Below are 19112 nucleotides of genomic sequence, written 5' to 3' on the forward strand. Positions count from 1 at the left end.
ACTGCACGGCCCGGCGTTCGAAAAATCGGGGACGCAGCCGCTTTTGCCTTGCGCAAGCCCCTGATCCGAAATACCTCTCCCAGCCGAGTGGCGACGTGGCGGAGTGGTTACGCAGCGGACTGCAAATCCGCCTATAGCGTAATGGTTTCAACGAAACGTGGGAACAGTTCCCGTTTCGTGCCGGTTTTCAGCCCCATTGATTCCAAACGACTTTCCGGCGAGTTCCCACAAGGTCGATGGCGCGTCTGCGATCACCTCACGGCGAAGTCGATCTCAGGAAGCTTCACGGTCAAAGGCCAGATCCGATGGATCGGGTTGCAGACGAACTCCGCGATTCCGTGGTGCTCCGCCGGGCCCTTGGCCATGCGACGCGGCACCAGCACCTTGTAGATCACCGTTGCGTCGCTTGGATGGCTCGGAGGCGGGGTGGAGAGCTGCTGTAGCGGGAACCGAGCGCCGCTGCTGTCGGTCAGCACGGAGACCATGGTCGAGGCACAAAGCCGCTCGACCCGCACGTCATAGGCAATCTCCAGTGTGGCCCCGCCGCCGATGATGGCGCGACCCGGCGCGCCCGAATAGAAGCGCACAGGCGGCTCGCGATCGGCAATCCAGAACCCGAGAATGCCGGCGCTGCCGCAGAGCCCGGCCGCCGCGAACACCAGCAACGACCAGGTGAGAACGTTTTGGACCCACTTCATGAACCCCACCATGCTCGCGCCGCCTTCCATCCTTCACCGATCGACATGGTCGCGGCGAAGATCGCCGCGATCATGAAAAGGACCCACCTGCCGAACGCGCCCATGCGACGGGCGGCCCGGATGAACTCGACGCCTTCCCGGATCTCGGTCACCTCCTCAGCCCGCATTTCCGAGAGCCATTTCAAGGTTTCCGAGTTCATTCGCTCGAGGTAGTCCGCCTGCTCTGGTGATAGGTCTCGCAGCCAGTCGCGAACGTGCGCCGGCAAGGTCTCCCCGTTCTCAGGCCCAGCCATCAGTCCGGGCCACTTTCGCAGGTGGCGACAAACGCCGCATTGTGGCCCCGGATCTGCCGGACCGTCGGCGCGGTGTCCTGCGAGGCGTAGGTGATCGGCGAGAACACCGTGCAGGCCACGTCACTCGTCCGGACGGAGGAAGGGGTCGTCTGGCACGCGGCCAGCGTCAAAGTCGCGCTCAGCACGGCGCCGAGCCTCAAGAGCGGATTCCACCTTCGCATTGGTGCCCTCGCTGATTTCGGAGATGAGAGATGCGCGGGCTTCGGCCACGCGAGCGTCACAGGCGTTGGACTCGACCATGCGGCCGGTCCAGTGGGCCGCGCCGATGGCTGCCAGTACGGCGAGCGCGTACCAGACAGGGCGCGGGACCTGGGCGAGGATCGCGGTGATCATGCCGGGGCCCGATCGCGGGTCAGCCAACCGAAGGCGTAGGCCGTCACCGCCGGCACGACGAGATAGATCAGCGCCGATACGTCAGCACCGGCCAGCAACGGGACGTGAAGGTCGATAGCGTTGACCATGACCTGGGAGAGCGCGGCACCGGCCGCAGCCCCTATGGTGGATGCCGTCACCTTGCGCGTGGGCTTGGATCCGGGCTGATCGACGAGGGGCGGTTTCTCGGCCATGGCGGCCTCCTATTTCCGGAAGAGCGCGAGGATCGCGGACAGGAGCGCCTGCAGCAGCGAGCGGGATCCACCGCTAGCGCTCGGCGCAGCGTCCGCCGGCTCGACGTCGGGCAGCGGGGGGACGGGCGCCGGGTCAGGCTGAACCACCGGCGCACCGTATCCAGCCGCTCGTAGCGCCCTCTCAAAGACGAGCGCTAGCTTGCCGATTTCAGTCTGGCGATTGGTGCCGTTGACGATGCGGCGCGCGTTGACGAACTCCCGCAGATCCTCGTCGTCGCTCTCGTCGACGTCGTCGATGTAGTCGTCGAGATCCTTGCCGGTGAACCAGCCGTCCAGCATCCCGTCGAACAGGATCGCGACCGAGTGCTTCGGCTCCATCACCAGATCCGGATTGGCGACGAAATCGACCCCGTAGAGGTCGCTTGCCTTGCGGTAGTTGGCCTCCCATGTGAGCTGGACGAAGCCGCGACCATAGAAGGGGGAATAGCGCAGGTTCTTCCGACGCCACGCCTCGGAGAGCCAATAGGCCTCTTTCACCGGCTGCATTGTCTTGCCGGTCTCCCACCACGCGGTGGCGATGATGTAGGCAAGCTGGTTCAGAGCGGTTCGGCGGCGCTCTGCCTCGCTGAGCACTAGTTCGAATCCCACGACGTTCGCCTGCGTCAGCGCGCCAAGCGTCGGTCGCAGGGCGTCGTAAAACGCCTTGCGGTCCATTCTCTGTCTCCTGGAATCAAAAGCCCCGCTCGGGGCGGGGCTGGAGGGCTCAATTAGAAGATCCAAGACCGTCTAAAGCGATGCGGGTCCACCGCGAACGGGCGACTAGACTTCCATAGGCCCGCACGCTAGAATTGTGATTGATCTTTCAACTCAACACAGGCCGATGCGAACCAGAACAGTAGCCATCGCCGCGTGCGCTTTGCTGACTGGCGCCGTGGCGGGGGCGACGCTCGACGGCCCCCTCTACCGACGAGTCATGCCGCCTAAGCCACCTCCGGCTTTTGTTGACCGGTTGGCGTACCTGCGCGCCCACCTACCGACGGGGCCTATTCAGCTAATCGGCGACAGCAATATCTCAAGAGCGTCGGATGTCAGTGGTCTACTAGGCCCCAGTGTCGCGAACCTGGGGGTGCGGGGTGCGAGTTCTGAGACACTGCTCGAAAATATCGACATTTTCACCCACCCGGCAGCTGTGCGTGTCCTCATGATCGGAACGAATGACATCATGGGGGGCGCTTCAGTCGCGACAGTGGCGTCTAGAATCGGCGAAATAATCGACACACTTGCTCAGACGGCGCCCCTGATCGTTCTCTCCCCACCACCAACGGCAGGGCAGTATGGGTGGGCGAACCACCGAATGGCTGCGCTCTCTGCGGAGATTACGAAGCAGTGCAACGCGCGGTGTTCCTACCTCGACGTCCGCAGCACGCTCACCGACAGTGACGGGTTTATGGCCGCTGCTTACACATCGGACGGCATACACCTCAACACCGCTGGCTACACTGTGCTCGCTGCTGCGATATCCGATCGGCTTGAACTTCTCGACGCTCAGCACTCAGATTGTCAGCGCAGGCATCTGCTTTACCTTCGGAAGTCTGCTAGGTGACGGTAATCCCGGCTGCGGCCATTCGCTTCTTCGACCGGGCGTAGAGTGCGTTGATCTCGGCGATGCCCATGAACCGGTCGAACAGGATCGCCTCGGCAACGTCGAGCACGCCAGACCCGGTACCGGCGCCGGAGTAGGCGTTACCGAATGAGAAATACCGCGATGCCCCGGCCGGTGTGTACGTGTCACGGTCGAAATTGATATAACTGCCGACACCGCCCAGGTAGATCGACAACGACTTGGCCCCGTCACGGGCAATGCCCTTCGATGCGGCCACGAAAAACCAGGTTGCCGTCGGGAAACTAAGGCCGGGCGGCGTCACGAATCCGAAATCGCCCTGGCTGGAGCAAGTAACGGCGCCGGACCCAAGGGCCAGCCGGAACCCTCCTGGCGTTCCATCCTCATAAGATCCAAAAACGACCGAGTTGCCCGTGTTGATGCTGGCCCGCACCACGGCGGCCATCGTGACCTCAACGGTCGTGTCATTGTCCTCGAAATCGCTGATCAGCGCGTCGCCTTCGTACCGGAAATCAAGCGACACATAGTCCGCGGCATAAGTCGGGGTCGACTGAGCAACGAGCGCCCTGTTTCCGATGATGCTGGTCAGGCCACCACTGTCTCCGGCCTGAAACATCCAATGCCCATACGCCCCGACCTCGGCCTGGGAATAGGGCAGCGTGGCGGCCGTCTCGTCGATGGACGAGGCCGCGAACGTACCTCCGGCGATGCGATTGAAATTTTCCATCGGCTACGCCTCCAGGATGTTGATGTTGCGTTCGGTGCATTGCAGCGCATGAAAAGCCGGGTACGCCACACCGCCGATCATGAACGTCTCGATCGTCGTGTCGCGGATGTTTCCCGACCCACCGCCGAGTGGAGCGATCTTCGTCCGGGGCGGCCCCAGCGGGAACGAGTCGATCCCATAGCGGACAACCGGATTTTCGTCGAGTTCACGGTTGATGGTCATGGTAATCTCAGCGTCTCCGGTCCGGCGAACATTGGTCACTGTCAAGTCACCGGTATCGTCGCGGACCACGAAACCTTCGTTGACGATCGGGCCGCAGAGATCAGGGTCGATCACGGCGCGGCCGGACGGGGCGTGGATCCGGACCACGACATCGGTTCCCGCCGGTCCAACGACATAGGCATTGCTAATATAGCAACCGTCCGGGACCCTCTGCTCTATGAACAACTGCACCAATGCGCGGCCAAAATATCTCCCCATGCGCTGATAGGTTTCGACCGTCACATGCGTCGAATCGAAGTACCGCATAAAGTAAAGCGGGCAGATCATGTGCGCCAGAGGGTTCTCTTGGCACACTTCGTCCGTCGCTAGCAAAGGCCCGTCTCGATTCCCATCTGTAACGAGATAGGTGTTTTGATAGCAAAGAAAGTGAACATCCGTTGCCTGCCCCGTGATCAACTTCACATCGGCGTTGATGTCTGAAATGATCTGGTTAAGAGCCGATTTATATACGGCCTTGCTGGTGTTACTCTGAGCATCTTTTTCCATCTGAACCCACGCCACGGCCTGCAACGCATACGATTTACCGTCCGCCACGGCCAGATCGTAAGCACCCTGAACGTAGTTCATGAACCGCGTGTAATACGTTCCCGGTTTCGACAGCTGCGCGATGGAAGTGCCATCTTCGCCAGGAGAGGATGCGAACCAGACCAGGTCGCTCGCCGAATATCCATGGTCGCGAATCGCCCGCGTGACCGCCTCGTTGCAGGCCCCGGAGCATGGCGTCTCGCCGCCGCTGGTCCCGGTCGCCTCGAGCGGTCCGAGATTGTCTTCGACCAACGGCTTGGTATCTGTGATCCCGGTCGTTTCGTCGTCTGGATCGGCCTTGCATCCGCCGAGAAAGGTCAGGTTGAGGTAGGGCTGCGAGTCCGACAGCACGGTTCCGCCGAGCCACCCAAGCGACAGCGACTGGCCGTACGAGATGAATCCATTCCAATCGGCAAGCTCAACTCCCTCGATCGGCACCGCGTCGGGCCGCGCGTCGGCGTATCGGCCCGCGGCAAACTCGCCGACAAGGGTCCGCTCCAGCACATCGAAGCCGAGAACGATACCGCCATCATCCCCCAGGATGATCGGAATGAGGCTATCCCGGGCGACCTTTCCAGAACCTGCGGTGAAGTTCCTGAAATCGGCTTTGACCGGAGCCAGGGCCGCCGCATCTCCAGCCGGGGTCACGGCAACATCATCACGCACCCCGGCGACGACCTCGTTCTCCGTCGCGGCCGTCAGCGAAATGGCATTGCTCTGCACCCATGCATCGCCACCGGACGGGTAAATGTAGAGCCCGTTGTTCGATGCGGCGCCGTCGGCATAGACGTAGCCATAAGCCGGCAGCGGCGTAGGAGTGACCATGTCCATTGCCGATTTGGTCGCGTACGGCGTCGCGCCGAGCGCACCCGCCGCCGCCTCAGCGGCTTGCTGCGCCGCCTCCGCATTGGCCTGCGCCGCCTCCGCCGCGAGTTTCGCCGCCGTAGCGGCCGGCGTCACGTCGCCGATTGGACCCCGAACGTCGGCGGCCTCGGAAATATCCGCCGTGAGGCCATCTTCACCAACGTAAAGTCCAGCCGCCGGTTTATCCCCCTCGCCACCGACCCAATCGACCACTTTCAAGACCTTGTAGTCCGGGTCGGCCTCGACGGCGGCCAGAATGGGCGACCAACCGCTATATCCGGTCAATTCGATCCCTGCAGGCCACCCTGCGGCCGTCCTTGGCCCGTAAATGGTGGCAGGCCCCGTCGTGTCGACCCAGAAGTCCCCGACCCGTCCGTCGCTGTCCAAGGGCGCGCGAGCCCCGGACAGCACGGACCGCCCGTCGATGGCTCGCCCGGCCGACTGAAGATAGACGGGACTCGCGACCTTGCGCTGCGCCATGGATCAGGCCTCCGGATAGGTGACGCCGGCGACCACGACGAGCATGCACGTGTCCGTGCTCGTCTGGAACCGTCTAGCGGCATCGGTGTCTCTGCGGGTGAGATGGAAGTCGAAGACGTAGGAGCCAGGCGGCAGGGTGCTCACGAAGGTTTCGCGCGGCACAAAGACCTCGACACGCCCCTCGACAGGATCGACAATGACCAGCGAGCCGTCGGCAGGCGACAGCGTCACCAGCGCCGTGCCGGTGCCCGCGGCCGCCTTGATGTGCATCTCGACGTCGTAGTCATCGAGCCGCCACCGCTCCACGTCCTGTTTCAGAACAAACGGCTCCTGCCAGTCCGCGTTGGCGCGGACCGTGAATTTCTGCGCCATTGGGCCGCCCCTTAAGAAATCGTCAGAAGGACAATGTCGATAGACGCGCCGGTCCGGTTCTCGACATAAATGTTGCCGTCGGTGTGCGCCGAAACCGTCAGCTTGGCGTCGGAGCCGTCGGTGCCGGTGAGCGCCCCCGTCGTCACCTCGATATCGGCGGCCGCCACGAGGGCGGTGCAGGCGGGCGAGACGGCGTCGAAAAACACGTCTCCGGTCAGTGCGGCCGAGGGCCCGGAGATTGCGATCCGCCCGACTGTGTTAACCGGCGTGAAGCTCGTCGCCGCATCATCGGCGATCGTCAGGCGTTGAAGCGCCGGGCGGTCCGTGAACTCGGTGTCGATCCCATCAAGGCGGGCATCCAGCGAGGCTTCGCCGCCCCGCGCCGTCGTGATTTCCGATTGTGCGGTGTCGGCCGTGCCCTGGGCTGTGGTGACGTCGGAGGCGATCCCATCCAACCGAGTATCGAGATCAACCTCACCCCCACGGGCCGCGGTGACCTCTGCCGTGACCGTGTCGGCATCGGCCTGCGCATCGTCCGCAGCGGTCTGCGCCGTCGAGACGGCCGTGTCGATCCCATCCAAGCGCGCATCGAGATTTGCTTCGCCACCTCGCGCTGCTGTGATTTCGGCCTGCGCCGTATCGGCCGTGGTCTGGGCGCCCGCCGTGGCGGTGTCCATCCCGTCGAGACGGGTGTCGAGATCGACTTCCCCGCCGCGGGCAGCCGTCATTTCGGTTTCGAGTGCGTCGACGCGGGTCTCGAAGTCCGCATCCGTCGCGTCCATCACGTCGAGACGATCGTCGAGGGAAGCCTGGCCGCCCCGCGCGGTGGTGATTTCGCTTTCGACCAGGTCAAGACGGCCATCCAGCGCCGTGTCGGCATCCGCGCGCGCCGTCGCTTCATCCAAAATCGCGGTATCAATTCCGTCCAGCCTTGCGTCGAGGTTCGCCTCTCCGCCCCGTGCGGTCGTGATCTCCGCTTCCACGGCGTCGAGGCGACCGTCCAGGGCATTGTCAGCCGCAATCCGCGCCGCTTCCTCCGCGTCTACGTCGGCGGCGCGATCGGTGATTTCCTGCGCAAGAGCGGTGTCGATGCCGTCCAGGCGATCGTCGAGATTTGCTTCGCCGTTCCGGGCGTTCGTGACCTCCTCTTCCAGGTCGGTCGAGCGACCCTCGACCGCCGTCGCCCGATCTTCCAGGTCATCGATATCCTGCTCAGCCGTCGACATCCGGTTTTCGACGGCCTCGACGTCCGGCGACCAATCCACCGTGTCGTAGAGATCAACCACTTCCAGCACGTCGACGTCGATCTGCCCGGAAGCGGAGAACGTGCGGACGAACGGGCGCATGTAGACCGCACTCGCCGGCGGCACCACATCGACGCCGGTCGCAGCCGTCTTGGCCACCACGACAGAGGTGTTCGCCCGGCCGTCGGCGGTCGAGAACTCCAGGACGTTCGCCGCGACCGTCGTGGAAATCCCGGCCTTGTCCTTGTCCAGCCAGCGGATGCCGAGCTGCACCGTGTCGCCATCCGGGTCCGTCGTCGAATTGGCCCGATAGGCCGCCCGGATGCGATACTGCCGGCCCGGCTCGATCATCGTCGCGGCGATGGGCGCCAGATACTGCGCCCCGGTCAGACGCACCGCAGCGCCGAATGCGGTCGCCACCACCCAGGATTCCGAGATCGGCGTCAGCGCGGCGGGGGCCCCGTCCAGGGTAGACGTCCAGAATTTGCGCACCTCGCCCGGGCGGTCGCGATCGGCGGACGTCTCGCCATAGTTCGGATGGGTAACATCGGTCGCTTGCAGCGCCGTGATGGCGCTTTCCGCGTCGTCGATATCGCCTTCGGCTGCCGTAACCCGTGTGCGTAGATCCTCTACATAGGTGTCGACCTGGCCGAACACGGCGCGGATGGACGACTTCACCGAGGCGACGCCATCGACATAGGCAGCATTGGCAAGCGTCGCGATCTGACCCATGGGATTCTCCGGACAAGCAAAGCCCGGCGCGGTTGCCCGGCCGGGTTGGTTTGGCTCAAGATTTCAGGCTGTCTCTACGGGTCGGAAACGACCACCGACACGCTCGTCGTCGGCGCGGACTCCACGCCGGATGCGTTTGACGCCGTCCACCAGTAGTACCAGGTGCCGCTCAGGATCGGCTGGTGACGGTAGGAGATCGCCTGGTTCGGCGAGCCGTTGACGGTCTCGACCTGGACCGCTAAGGCAAACACGTTGCTCGACGACCGGTAGAGGATCGCCGCCTTGAAGTTGCGCGAGTTCGGCGCCGTACAGGTGAGCGTCGCTTCCAGTTCGCCGCCGGTTCCACCCGGGTTCGTCGGCGCTGACGGCGCGGCATCATCGGCGACGATGGTCCTGGTCACGCTATCCGACCAGGCCGACACCCGACCCGACACCGAAATCGTCCGGATCTGGAACTCGTATTCCGCCCCATCCTCCAGAATGCCGGTCTCCGTCTGCGATGCCCCCCGGAGCACACCAATCGAGATCCAGAAGGAATCTGACGTTTTTTTGAAGCGTGCCTCGCCCCGGAAATAGTCCGCCGACGGCGCGTCCCAGTCGAGGACGGCGAACGCGCCGGTCCCACCGTCTACGGTCGCCCGCTGGGATATCGTGACGTCAAGGCCGGTCGGCGCGTCGATGGTGTTGTCCGGCGCCGTGAACGTCGGCACCACCGGCCCTGTGCCCTCCTCGGTCGCGGCGTTCCAGGCGTAGGCGGCAGATGTCAGGGAGGCGACGCTGATTTGCATCCCCTGGACCCGGCTTTCCTCGTCGACGAGAAACTGCGGCTGATCCAGTATCTCGAACGTCCCGCTGATGCCGAGCTCGGAAACCTGGACGGTGATGAACCGCTCCCCCATCACCGGCAGGGCACGCAGGTTGCAGGTGAGCGTCCCGACCCATTCCGGATTGGCGCGGTGCGCCGAGATTTTCATCAGCCGGCGCGCCTGGCCATGGCTGGGAACCGGGAACAGCGCGATATCAGTGACGAACTCGCCGCGAGCCGTGACGTCTGCATCATCGATCCACGGGTCGGCGTCCGTCGCCTGATAGTCGAGACCTGGAAATGTGAACTGCGCCCGGATGGTGTTGGCCGTCGTGAGCGCGTCCCTGCCCCGCCCGATGTCCTCGAATGACAGGATTGCGCTGTCGTCGATCGTCACCGTCGGCGTGACCCATTTCCCGACGATCAGCGCGAGCCCTCTACCCGGTGTTGCGACCAGGATGCCGTCGCAGGCCGCAAGGAACCGCTGCAGAACATCGGCTGGCCTCTCGTCGAACCGGTAGGTGTTCCAGATCCGGTAGCGCTTCTCCGTGCCCCCGGCGGCGAGAGCCACATCCTCGTCGCAGATGCTCTGCGCCGTCTGCCAGTAGGAGAGCGCATTGGTGATCCATGACGGGTCGAGTCCCAGCCCATCCGGGTGGATCAGGTAGTCGCAGATGACGCGGGCCGCATTATCGGACCAGGAGAAGTTGCCGCCATCCGTGACGCCTGTCGCCCCGATCGTCGGGTTTGGCACCTTGGCACCCCGGTAGACCGCTCGATATTGCGTGTTGCCGCCGTTCGGGAACGTGTCGAGGAAGACCTCGCTCGGCACCTGCTCAAGCCGGACATAGGCGGACGGGATTCCCTTCCCGAGATGATCGGCCGTCCAGTCCGTGATGCCGGTGTACTGAGCCGGCGATGTCGTTCCGAGACGGCTCTCGATGTGGACGCGGGACTGCCCCTCGTGGACATATTTCCCGCTCGTGACGTCGCCGCTTCCGTCGATCTCCACGGCCAAGTCGTCGATCCAGTGCTCCAGGAACGCGTCGATCTCGCCAGATCCGAGAGCGAAGATCCGGTGCAGATACCCGCCCTGTGCCCCGGCATGCATCAGCACACCGCCAATCTTGACGATGCCATAGCCGCGAAACCGCGGCGCCGACGACGACTTGATCGTGACCTGCTGGTCCTGCGGCCTCGGCTGCGGCGTCTGCGATGAAGGCCGAAGAAGGCCGGAAAGATAGCTCAAGCCGAATGCGGCACCGGCCGACAGGAGAAACCCGCCAATGCCCGTCGCGGCAAAGGCCGATATCCCCGCGCCAAAGGCCGTGGCGGCACTGGAGATGGCCCCGACGATAGGTGCCAGGAGAGGAACGACCTGCGGCATGCTACAAGCTCCAGGCCGCGACAAGGCGTCCGTGCGTCGACAGGATCAGCCCGCGTTCCGATCGATAGACCCAGCGCCGCCCCGTCCAGATCGCGCACGCCAGAACGTCTGCGAACAGCACCACGGCCACGTCGCCGACCTTCGGCTCTCGCGTCATGCGGAACCCGGCCAGGCGCATTGCCCGTCCAACCACTCTGGCGAGCCCGCCGAAGCATGAGAGAGCGCGTTCCGCGGTCGCAGCGTCGTACCGCCCGCGCACGTCGGCCGCCGCATCGGTGCCGGTCCGAACTTCGATCCAATCAGCGATAAAGGTGACGCAGTCCGACCAGCCCCACGCGAACGGCTGGCTCGCCTGGTCCTGCAGATAGCTGGTGAGCATGGCTCAGTAGTTCGGCCAGGTGAGCGTGATGTTGACCATCAGCGCCGTGTTGTCGCAGAACTTGTCGCCTGCAAACCGGGACTTCTGGTCCACGCCGGTATATCGGCCGGCTGGGATGCGGGCCCGCTTGAAGAACACATTCTCGGCTGGGAGCCGGACAAGACGCTGCCCGCCCTCCTCCTCCGATACCGCGGTGCGCGAAATCCGCGGCGGTTGCATCACCCCGGCCCAGAGCGCGAACGGTGATCCCTCGGTCTGCCATTCGTCCGTCAGGAGTTGCCCGTTGACGGAAACCCCGCGCCCCTGGACCTGCGCCGGATCGGCAATGGCGATCTGCTGGATTTCCTGATCGATACCGGAGAGCGTGAACGTGGTCTGGACCGAGATCGGGCCGCGCGTCTCCTCCAACCCTTCGATGGCCCCGAGGCCGGCAATCCCGGTCCACGTCTGCCCGCCGGCCGACAGGTCGCCGAAGCCGTTCCAGAGCCGAACCGGATCGGACGCGCCTTCCGAGTCCGCAAAGTCGAACTCGACGAGCGTCGCCAGCCGGACATCCTTTTCGGCAAGAGCGTTCGCCTGGTCTGTCGTGAAAAAGCCCATCAGGTCGGATCCTCGATGAAGGAGATCGACGGGAATGCCATCTTGCTGGCGTCGAGCATCAGTTCCATCGAGTCGTCACGGAGCCGGCACTTGCACGCGGGCGTGTTGAGGTTGACCGCTGTTCCATTCGACGCGGCTGCCCTGAGAGGCGGGCGGGCGGTGACGGTGTTTACGGTGCCCGCGACACTGGTGATGGATCGGACCTGATAGAGGCGCTCGCCGATCGAGAAGAAATCCCCCGGTGCGAGCGCACCCCCGTAGGTGACGTTGATCGCGACCGTGGTCGCTCGGAGGGCATGATCACCCGAGAGCGTCGCGGTCGGCGGCGCGTCAACGTCGTGCCCGGTCCCGTCCGAAAAAAATTCATCCTCCGCCACGGGATAGGCCGGCCACACCGGAACCAGCACGGGATTGAGCCGACCTTCCAGAAGGAGCGCCATTTCGTACCATGCCCGGATTGCGGCCTGGTTCCGGACGGCGACGCGCTCCATCTTGATCAACCAACCGCCCGCATCGGAGGCGACCACCTGCCGAAACCCTGACAGCGCGATCGATCCCGACGTGGTGCGCGGCGTCCAGATGGCGGCGGCGCTTGCCGGCACGAGAACGTCACGCGGCCACACTGCGGTCATCCGTACCGACCCTGGGCCATGCCGGCCCTATCCACCAAGCGGCGCTGCGACTGACGGTCGTAGGCGCTGATGCCTGCCTGCGTGACGGCGGTCGCCTGTCGGCGCGACACGCTCTCCACGAACGGCATCAGGTTGCCATTGCTGTCCGCCGACACGCCGACGGTGACATGCAGGTTGTCGTTCGCCTGGCCCGTGTTCTGGTTCGCCGGCTGGACGTAGCCGCCCATGGCGTAGCCCCGCGACGCCGATCCACGGCCACGGCCATTGATCGCCTCGAGCAGCGGACGATGAGCCCTGGTGGAGGCCGCGTTGACGACGAACTCCTGACCGTGCACGACGCCAGCAACGGCCGACGCGGCACGGTTGCCGGTGTAGCCACCAGAGGCAAACCCGAGGAGCTTTCCGAGCCCGCCGAGCAGGCCACCGAAGATCCCGGAACCACCCCCGCCAGCTGCGCTCCCACCGATCGAGAACAGCGAGTCGACGAGGCTGCCGCTGATCCGCTCCACGATCTTGTCGATTGCGTTCAGCGCGGCGTTCTTGAAGCTGTCCCAGAAGCTCTCGCCGTTGGCGAGGCCCTGGCGAAGATCGGAGATGAACCCCTTGGTCGTGCCTTTGGCGAAGTCGATGGCATCCTTGAACCGCTTCGTCGCGGATTCGCTCGACGCCATCTGGTTGGCAAGTCCGGAGAGTTCAGCCGACTGGGTAGCCGTGAGCTTGATCCCAGCATCCTGCGCCTTGTTGACGAGTTCCTGCTCGTAGCGGAGCCGAGCGGCGGCCTCCTCGGTCATGAGATAGGACTGCCGTTCCAGATCCTGCGCAGCCACGAACTGGCGAGCATCCTGCACGATCTTCTGGTATGCCTTCGCCAGCCGTTCAGCCTCGCGCGCGGCCTTGCGCGCACCCTTCTCGACCTCGCTCAACGCCTTCTTCGCGACGTCTTCCAGGTCCTTGAGGGCGTTCTTGCGGGCGTTCTCTCCGAGGGTGGCGATCGGATCGCTGGCCCTGATTGCGGCGATGTCGGCGCGGTACTGGGCATAGGCCCCGGCCAATTGCGAGTTACCAGAATCCTGCTGCGTCGCGAGAGACTTCTTCATCGACCCATACTGACCGGCATAGGCGTTTTCGAGCTTGCCGAGCGCAGGACCCTCGCCGATATTCCCGAGGTCGACGCCGACGCTCTTTGCCTGATCGAGAAGCCAATTGATGCCGCTCGCCGCCGAACTGAGCATGTAGTTGATGCCACCGATGACGTTGTTCGCCACCTGATAGGCGATGTCCCCCATCGCTCCCGGAACCTTGCTCCAGATAGTGACGGCCTGATCCGCAGCGTTGCTGAAGATCGTCACGATGGCAGTGCCCGCGAACTTCAACTGCGCACCCATCGCCGCGATGGATTTGGACACGAAGGCGAAGGCGTCGCCGACGTACCCACCGAAGGCACTCCACGCCGCGCTCACTGGCCCTTTTATCGGGTCGATGATGTAGGTCTGGAAGCCCGCCCCGAACATCTGGAACAGCCCGACCGCGACGTCCCCGAACCCGATCGTCACGTCGCCCAGCTCGTTGATTTTGTCCCGAAGAGCGGCGGTCTTGACCTCAACCTTGTTGAGCCCCTCGCCGATCGTATCGCCGATCTTCACCGAGGCAGTCGTCGTGTCGTTCACGGCCCTGGTCAGGCCACCGAAGGCGACCGCTGCAACACCTGAGATAACGATGGCCGGAGCCAATCCCGCCGCGAACCGTCCAACCATCCCGACGCTGTCTCGCAGCGCCGCGTTGAGACCGCCCTGCCCAGCGTACTGCTGGCCGATCTGGGCAATCTGGAAGCCGAAGTTCTGCATCGCGTAGAGCGGCGACACAAACGCAAGCGGGATGGCCTGACCGATATCGATCAGCTGGAACGAGAGCTGGCGAGCGTTGTGCGACGCCATGCGCGAGGCGGTATTGTGCTTCTCCGTCATGGATGTCGCGACCTGGACGGCCCCGGACATCGCGGCGTAGCGCGCGTTCAGCGCCTCAAGAGCGGCCTCGTGCTCGCGCGCCGTGATCGCACCGAGCCGGTGAGCATGGTTGAGGTCGTTCAGTTCCCCCTCGTACGCCTGAGACGCGGCGAACAGAGGGTTGAACCGGGCGCGCATACGATCCATTTCGGCGCCGATGTCGGCAAGGGGGCCCTGCCACATCCGCGTTGCAGCGGCGACGCCGTTCTGCCGGTCGATGAAGTCCCGCAGCACCAGATCAGCCCGGCCATAGGCCTGCGCCATCTGCTCGGCGGAATCCTTCGCCTGCTTTGTCGCGGTATCGGCGCCCTTGGACGCGCGGGCCATCTTTTCGAGAGACGCCGACATGCCCCGGGTTGTGGCGTCGATCGACTTCAGGATCGCGTTCGCGGCCTGCAGCGATGCGGACATTTCACGGGAGGCGCCCGCAACATCCCGCTCGGCCCGCTCGGCTCGCTTCGACGCGTCAATGAGCGCGTCCAGATCGACCGAGGCGCCCTTCGCCTGCGAACTGTCGATCTCAAATCCGAGGCGGGCTGTCGACATATTGGCCTCCTCGGGGCAAACCGCTATCGTCCCCACTTTTTGGGGAGGACCGATATGCGTCGTTTCGTCTGGTTGATGTCTGCTGGAGCAGTTTTATTCGGCTGCGTTCCGCAAGGGAGCATTCCCACCGAGCGCGTCGCGCTTCTCGATCTGACGCCATCGCAAAGGGCTTCTGTCGAAGCCGGCGTTCGCGATGCGCTGAAAGATCCGGAATCAGCTCGCTTCGGCGAGATGTATGCAGGGCGAAGCCCCAGCGACCTCGTGACGGTTTGCGGATACGTGAACGCGAAAAACAGCTTCGGCGGCTACACGGGCGAGAAACCGTTTGGAGGCTCACTTGTCGATGACAAGCTGTTCGTCGTTTTCGGCATAGGCGGGACGGAATCCAGAGAAATAGCGGTGATCTCTGTGTGCCGGAAGAACGGCATCGCTATTTAGCCGCCTCCCCAAACATGGCGGTGAACAGCGCTGGCGTCATGGGCTGGGCAGACACCTGCGGAGCCGCTTCCGTCTCGCCACGGTTCAGGAACCGCAACCGGACCGTCTCCATGGCGTCGAGCGCTTCCAGTTCCCAGGGCCAGAGATTGATGCGATTGCGGGCCAGGAACCGGTCCACATCGGTATGGCTGATTGCGTTGGCGCCGAAACCGTTGCTGGAACGGCGCCCGTCGAGACGCCAGAAGGCACTCCAGACGCGTTCAGCGGCGGCGGGCACATCCGGAGCCGCGCCGCCCTGACACGCGCTGAGCGCTTCGCAGAGGCCGTCAATCAGCCCGGAAAAAAACGGGAGCGGTCACCGGCGGCCCGGTCGACCTGTTCCCGGATGAACGGCAGGCGCTTGTAGAGTTTCGCCGCGTTCGCCTCGGAGTAGCCCATCTCCTTATCGTCGAGCTTGACGGACGGGGTCCATCCGATGGTGATCTTCGCGAGGTAGCGAAGGCTGCGCTCGACGGCCTCCTTCGCCTTCGGCCGGTCGTTCGTACCGCGGTCGATCAGCTCGTCCGCCATCGCCTCCTGTGCGGAGCGGGCGCGCTCGCTGTCCGGCCCCGCGACCGTGATCGTGAGCCCGATCTCCGACTTGCCGTCCATCGACAGGATGGGCACCGGAATGCCTTTGTCCTGCCGCTTCACCGCGTCATCGAAGGAGCCCAGGTCGAGGGCTCCGGTGGACGCGGCCGGCGCCTTTGCCTTGCGGACGGTCATGGGCTTACGCTCCGACCGTTACGCCGGGGATCTGAATGTCGAGAGCGAGCACGCTCGCCGACTTCGCGATCCCGAGGAACACGATATCCTCCGACGCGAGATCCGCCGAAGGCTGGATGCCACCGGGCGTTTCCGAGGCAAAGTACCGCTCGCCGGCCGTGATGGTCGCGCCGATCGTGACATCGCCCTTCTTCACGACGGCAAGGGGCTGGCCATCGGAGGCGCCGTTGAGCGCGATCCCGTAGGCGGCTTTCACCTCAGCCGTGCCGCTGTTGCTGTCGCACAGGCCGAACTTGCCGGTCGCGGCCGCCTTGTAGACGACGGCGCCGGCGGTGATGGTCGCCCCCGACGTGCCGTGCTCGATGCGGGCATTCCCGCTCGCGACGACGTTCGCCGCGGTGATGGAGAGATCCGTCATGGTTCAGCCCTCCTTAGGCCGCGACGTTCAGTACGTTCGAGTTAACCTCGAGCGTGGTGTTGAGCATGGTGATCGTGTTGGCAGCGCCACCGGCTTCTTCGGCGCTCATCACGAGCGCGATGAAATAGCTCGTGGTCCCGCTCTCCCACTCGATCTTGAACGCGTAGTTGTTCTTGTCGGAGGGGCGGGCCGCCGCACGGAGTGCAGTCTGCCCCGCGTCGTCGCGGATGATCGCGAAGACATGCTGACTGGACCCGGCGTTGGCCGTGCCCTTCTGTTTCACATCGCGGGAGCGGTTGATCAGCGGAGTGGTGATCGTCTCCGACGTGTCGCCGAGCGGGCCGCACTGCTGCCAGCCATCGATCTCGGTCCACGTCTCGCTGGCGTAGTCGCTCTCAACGAAGTCGTCGGCCTGGTCGGACATGACGCCGCCCTTGTAGATTCGCGAGCCGGCCACGGGATGAAGCGCCATGACAGACCTCCTTTCTATGGGTACCAGTGATAGGGGACGATGGTGTGGGTCTCTCGGAAGGCCGACCCGGTCTCACCATCGATGACCGAGGGCTCGTCCACGATCCGGATGTGCCCGGTGGTCGTGTCGATTGATGTCGCAAAGCGGAACCGGTCCCGGATCTGCCCGGCGAGGTCCGACGCCTGTGTGATGCCGATTCCGGTTGGCCAGCAGACCGTCGCCTGGAACACGCCCATGCGCTCCGGCTCCATGTCGCCGCCGATGTCGTGATTGATCGGGGTGTTCCGCTGGATGTTGACCCGGACGTAGGGCACGTTCGCTTCAGGCTCGAAATTCTGCCCAGGCCACGCCACAGTCACTCCGGCCGGAAGCGTCATGCTGGCGAAGCGGCTCACCATCGCCTCGATGATTTCGGTTTCGATGTGCGCGGCCATCCGTGCTACCTCTTGCCCCGATGGCTGATGACGCGCCCCTCACCGATGAGCAGGCCTACGACCGCATTTACGCGGCGTCTCAGGCGCTCGGCTCGGCTCCGGGCGGCACGACACGCGCCGACACCGCGCTCAAGGCTGCGAGGCGGGCCCTGACGATCCTGCAGTTCGGGTTGGTTACTGCCATGGAGAACGACAGCGATCATGTGGAAGGGGTGAAAGACGAGGACTAGGAGAACGAAATGCGGGCAGACAGCCGCTGCGAGACCCGGTTGACGACGGCTGGCCAACGCTGAACGGCTCGTGTGACGAACAGGTTGCCCGGCTGCGAATAGTAGCGCCCAAGGGCATCCGAGCCGGTAAATCCAAACTCCATTCTGGCCGCATATGCTGCCGTGTAGCCCACGAAAAGCGTCTGCCCGAACTCGGCGCCAGCGATCACCGCCTCGATGTTCGATGCGTTCGATCCGAACGAACCCTCACCAGCGCCCTTCGGCGGCTTCGCGGCGGGGTTGATCTCCGGCATCATCGAAGTGGAGGCCAGCAGCGAAGCCCGCAGGAAGCCCGTCACGATCGGGACATTGCCGCCCTGCTCTTTGGTGACGTCGAGTTCCTTGATCATTTCGTTGGCGGACTCTCGCCAGATCGCTTCGAGCGCGCCTTCGGTCTCATGGACCCAATCGGCAACAGACGCGGCAAACGATGTGGCCAACTCAGCCTCCGGCCTGCTTCAGGCGCCTCGCCAGCGCTCCGGTGTAGTCCACGCTGATCCTGAATGTGCAATGGCAGCCGGCCGTGTGGTCGATCGGCGCGTCCGGATCGTGCGGGTATTTCATCCGCGTCCCGTCCGGCATGATGAAGTCTTCCTCGAAGCCGACCGACTTGCCGTGCATATGGACGTGCTGGACGCGGGCGTTCTCGGTCAGGCCGGAATGCCGCCACTCCTTGGTGATGTCCTGAACGTCGACCTTGCCGGCATCGATCTGCTGCCGCATGGCGTCGAACCGCCCCTTGGCCAGCGCCGTCATCGTCTCTTTCTGCGCCACGGTCTCGCCCCTCAGGTTGAGAAGCCCGTCAGCATATCGGCCGGTGATCTTTGTGACCATGTCGGCGGGGACCGGCTTGCCCTCGCGGATCGCCTTCATCACCGTCCGGTCGAAGCGCTTGTCCCGGCGCCCGCGCGTCAGATAGTGCTTGAGGCTCTCGGGGTCGCCCGACAGGAGTTCCTCTTTCGCCTTGAGGACGTACCCTGTCTGAGGCGTCGTCAAGCCAAGCGTGCCGCCCTCCCGGCTGTTGGTGGCCCTGGAGACGCGCCCGACGAGATCGAGGGCGGTCGTTCGCGGGTTCTGGCCACGCTGGAGACCTTCCTCAAGCACCACCTGCGCCGCCTGGATCTGGTCTGCCGTCACGCGAGTGATCAGCTGGGACGAATGTTCCTGGAGCCACTGTTCGCCGGCAAGGTTGCGGACACCGAACCTGAACACCACGCGAGCCCCGTCCGGATCACGAACCCTGGGCAGATTGTCGACCTCGAAGCGCCCACCCTCGCCATAGGCCTCCCGGATGGCGATTGAGAGCCGGTCAAACGCCTCCGGCTCGATGTTCAGAGCCTCGATGGCTCCGTTCACGTCGCCGCGCTCAAGCCTCTCCACCAGCACCCTGAGCGTCACGCCGCTCCGGATATCGATGATGGAGGCGAGGAAATAGTCCCGCATCGTCGGTTCAAGGCTGGCGAGCAGGTCTTCCAGCCGGCGGCGGAGAGAGCGGGCCAT

General features: G+C 64.3%; 24 protein-coding genes. 3 read left to right on the top strand and 21 right to left on the bottom strand.

The genetic code is table 11. The features are described 5' to 3' along the window. Window positions 1-251: 251 nt before the first annotated feature. The 5 genes from ACSSVZ_RS02530 to ACSSVZ_RS02550 form a co-directional block, all read right to left on the bottom strand. Entirely contained in the window at window positions 252-710 is a 459-nt protein-coding gene (locus tag ACSSVZ_RS02530; RefSeq protein WP_453968072.1) for a hypothetical protein, read from the bottom strand. Beyond that, a complete protein-coding gene (locus tag ACSSVZ_RS02535) occupies window positions 695-991 on the bottom strand; it encodes a hypothetical protein (RefSeq protein ID WP_453968074.1) in 297 nt (98 codons plus the stop codon). The genes ACSSVZ_RS02530 and ACSSVZ_RS02535 overlap by 16 nt, the downstream gene beginning before the upstream one ends. A gap of 120 nt (window positions 992-1111) precedes the next feature. Beyond that, window positions 1112-1384 (bottom strand): hypothetical protein, encoded by a 273-nt coding sequence (locus ACSSVZ_RS02540; protein ID WP_453968075.1) that lies wholly within the window; start codon window positions 1382-1384, stop codon window positions 1112-1114. Beyond that, window positions 1381-1617, bottom strand: coding sequence for a hypothetical protein (locus tag ACSSVZ_RS02545; protein ID WP_453968077.1), 237 nt, complete (start codon window positions 1615-1617; stop codon window positions 1381-1383). The genes ACSSVZ_RS02540 and ACSSVZ_RS02545 overlap by 4 nt, the downstream gene beginning before the upstream one ends. Window positions 1618-1626: 9 nt before the next feature. Beyond that, a complete protein-coding gene (locus ACSSVZ_RS02550) occupies window positions 1627-2331 on the bottom strand; it encodes a glycoside hydrolase family 19 protein (protein ID WP_453968078.1) in 705 nt (234 codons plus the stop codon). A 259-nt stretch (window positions 2332-2590) separates the two neighbouring features. Here ACSSVZ_RS02550 and ACSSVZ_RS02555 point away from each other — a divergent pair, with 259 nt between their 5' ends. After that, a complete protein-coding gene (locus tag ACSSVZ_RS02555; protein WP_453968649.1) occupies window positions 2591-3220 on the top strand; it encodes a GDSL-type esterase/lipase family protein in 630 nt (209 codons plus the stop codon). Here ACSSVZ_RS02555 and ACSSVZ_RS02560 read toward each other — a convergent pair. The 9 genes from ACSSVZ_RS02560 to ACSSVZ_RS02600 all read right to left on the bottom strand — a co-directional run bounded on the left by ACSSVZ_RS02560 (window position 3213) and on the right by ACSSVZ_RS02600 (window position 14816). Next, on the bottom strand, window positions 3213-3965 hold the full coding sequence (locus ACSSVZ_RS02560; RefSeq protein WP_453968080.1) for a hypothetical protein: 753 nt from the start codon (window positions 3963-3965) through the stop codon (window positions 3213-3215). The genes ACSSVZ_RS02555 and ACSSVZ_RS02560 overlap by 8 nt on opposite strands. Window positions 3966-3968: 3 nt before the next feature. Next, the gene (locus ACSSVZ_RS02565) at window positions 3969-6116 is read right to left on the bottom strand and encodes a hypothetical protein (protein WP_453968081.1); all 2148 of its coding nucleotides are present in this window, start codon (window positions 6114-6116) and stop codon (window positions 3969-3971) included. Window positions 6117-6119: 3 nt separating this feature from the next. Further along, window positions 6120-6488 (bottom strand): hypothetical protein, encoded by a 369-nt coding sequence (locus ACSSVZ_RS02570; protein ID WP_453968083.1) that lies wholly within the window; start codon window positions 6486-6488, stop codon window positions 6120-6122. Between the two features lie 11 nt (window positions 6489-6499). Next, window positions 6500-8464 (bottom strand): hypothetical protein, encoded by a 1965-nt coding sequence (locus tag ACSSVZ_RS02575; protein WP_453968085.1) that lies wholly within the window; start codon window positions 8462-8464, stop codon window positions 6500-6502. Window positions 8465-8538: 74 nt separating this feature from the next. Then, window positions 8539-10656, bottom strand: coding sequence for a fibronectin type III domain-containing protein (locus ACSSVZ_RS02580; RefSeq protein WP_453968086.1), 2118 nt, complete (start codon window positions 10654-10656; stop codon window positions 8539-8541). 1 nt (window position 10657) lies between these two features. Then, window positions 10658-11035, bottom strand: coding sequence for a DUF6950 family protein (locus tag ACSSVZ_RS02585; RefSeq protein WP_453968088.1), 378 nt, complete (start codon window positions 11033-11035; stop codon window positions 10658-10660). Between the two features lie 3 nt (window positions 11036-11038). Beyond that, window positions 11039-11635 (bottom strand): hypothetical protein, encoded by a 597-nt coding sequence (locus ACSSVZ_RS02590; protein ID WP_453968089.1) that lies wholly within the window; start codon window positions 11633-11635, stop codon window positions 11039-11041. Next, complete coding sequence (locus tag ACSSVZ_RS02595; protein WP_453968090.1) at window positions 11635-12267, bottom strand: hypothetical protein; 633 nt, start codon at window positions 12265-12267, stop codon at window positions 11635-11637. Before ACSSVZ_RS02595 ends, ACSSVZ_RS02590 begins: the two co-directional genes overlap by 1 nt. Further along, on the bottom strand, window positions 12264-14816 hold the full coding sequence (locus ACSSVZ_RS02600) for a hypothetical protein (RefSeq protein WP_453968091.1): 2553 nt from the start codon (window positions 14814-14816) through the stop codon (window positions 12264-12266). Before ACSSVZ_RS02600 ends, ACSSVZ_RS02595 begins: the two co-directional genes overlap by 4 nt. Before the next feature lie 54 nt (window positions 14817-14870). Between ACSSVZ_RS02600 and ACSSVZ_RS02605 the strand changes: the two genes are divergently transcribed. Continuing rightward, window positions 14871-15254 carry a hypothetical protein gene (locus tag ACSSVZ_RS02605; protein WP_453968093.1) on the top strand — a complete coding sequence of 128 codons (384 nt, stop codon included), beginning with the start codon at window positions 14871-14873 and terminating at the stop codon, window positions 15252-15254. Here ACSSVZ_RS02605 and ACSSVZ_RS02610 read toward each other — a convergent pair. Genes ACSSVZ_RS02610 through ACSSVZ_RS02630 form a run of 5 tightly spaced genes read right to left on the bottom strand, consistent with a single transcriptional unit; the run spans window position 15247 to window position 17343 of the window. Beyond that, window positions 15247-15531: a phage tail assembly chaperone gene (locus ACSSVZ_RS02610; protein WP_453968095.1), complete on the bottom strand. Its 285-nt coding sequence runs from the start codon at window positions 15529-15531 to the stop codon at window positions 15247-15249. The two genes, ACSSVZ_RS02605 and ACSSVZ_RS02610, sit on opposite strands and share 8 nt — an antisense overlap. A 53-nt stretch (window positions 15532-15584) precedes the next feature. Next, window positions 15585-16019, bottom strand: coding sequence for a hypothetical protein (locus ACSSVZ_RS02615; protein WP_453968096.1), 435 nt, complete (start codon window positions 16017-16019; stop codon window positions 15585-15587). Window positions 16020-16023: 4 nt separating this feature from the next. Further along, entirely contained in the window at window positions 16024-16437 is a 414-nt protein-coding gene (locus ACSSVZ_RS02620) for a hypothetical protein (protein WP_453968097.1), read from the bottom strand. Window positions 16438-16450: 13 nt separating this feature from the next. After that, window positions 16451-16909 carry a hypothetical protein gene (locus tag ACSSVZ_RS02625; protein ID WP_453968098.1) on the bottom strand — a complete coding sequence of 153 codons (459 nt, stop codon included), beginning with the start codon at window positions 16907-16909 and terminating at the stop codon, window positions 16451-16453. A gap of 14 nt (window positions 16910-16923) precedes the next feature. Then, on the bottom strand, window positions 16924-17343 hold the full coding sequence (locus tag ACSSVZ_RS02630; RefSeq protein ID WP_453968100.1) for a phage tail terminator-like protein: 420 nt from the start codon (window positions 17341-17343) through the stop codon (window positions 16924-16926). 20 nt (window positions 17344-17363) lie between these two features. Here ACSSVZ_RS02630 and ACSSVZ_RS02635 point away from each other — a divergent pair, with 20 nt between their 5' ends. After that, window positions 17364-17573, top strand: coding sequence for a hypothetical protein (locus tag ACSSVZ_RS02635; RefSeq protein ID WP_453968102.1), 210 nt, complete (start codon window positions 17364-17366; stop codon window positions 17571-17573). On the opposite strand, the gene ACSSVZ_RS02640 is transcribed toward ACSSVZ_RS02635, so the two are convergent. Together ACSSVZ_RS02640 and ACSSVZ_RS02645 are read right to left on the bottom strand one after the other, a co-directional pair. Then, window positions 17570-18052, bottom strand: coding sequence for an HK97 gp10 family phage protein (locus tag ACSSVZ_RS02640; RefSeq protein WP_453968104.1), 483 nt, complete (start codon window positions 18050-18052; stop codon window positions 17570-17572). The two genes, ACSSVZ_RS02635 and ACSSVZ_RS02640, sit on opposite strands and share 4 nt — an antisense overlap. A gap of 1 nt (window position 18053) precedes the next feature. Next, window positions 18054-19112 (bottom strand): head morphogenesis protein, encoded by a 1059-nt coding sequence (locus tag ACSSVZ_RS02645; protein WP_453968106.1) that lies wholly within the window; start codon window positions 19110-19112, stop codon window positions 18054-18056.

Source organism: Amorphus sp. MBR-141 (assembly GCF_053628695.1).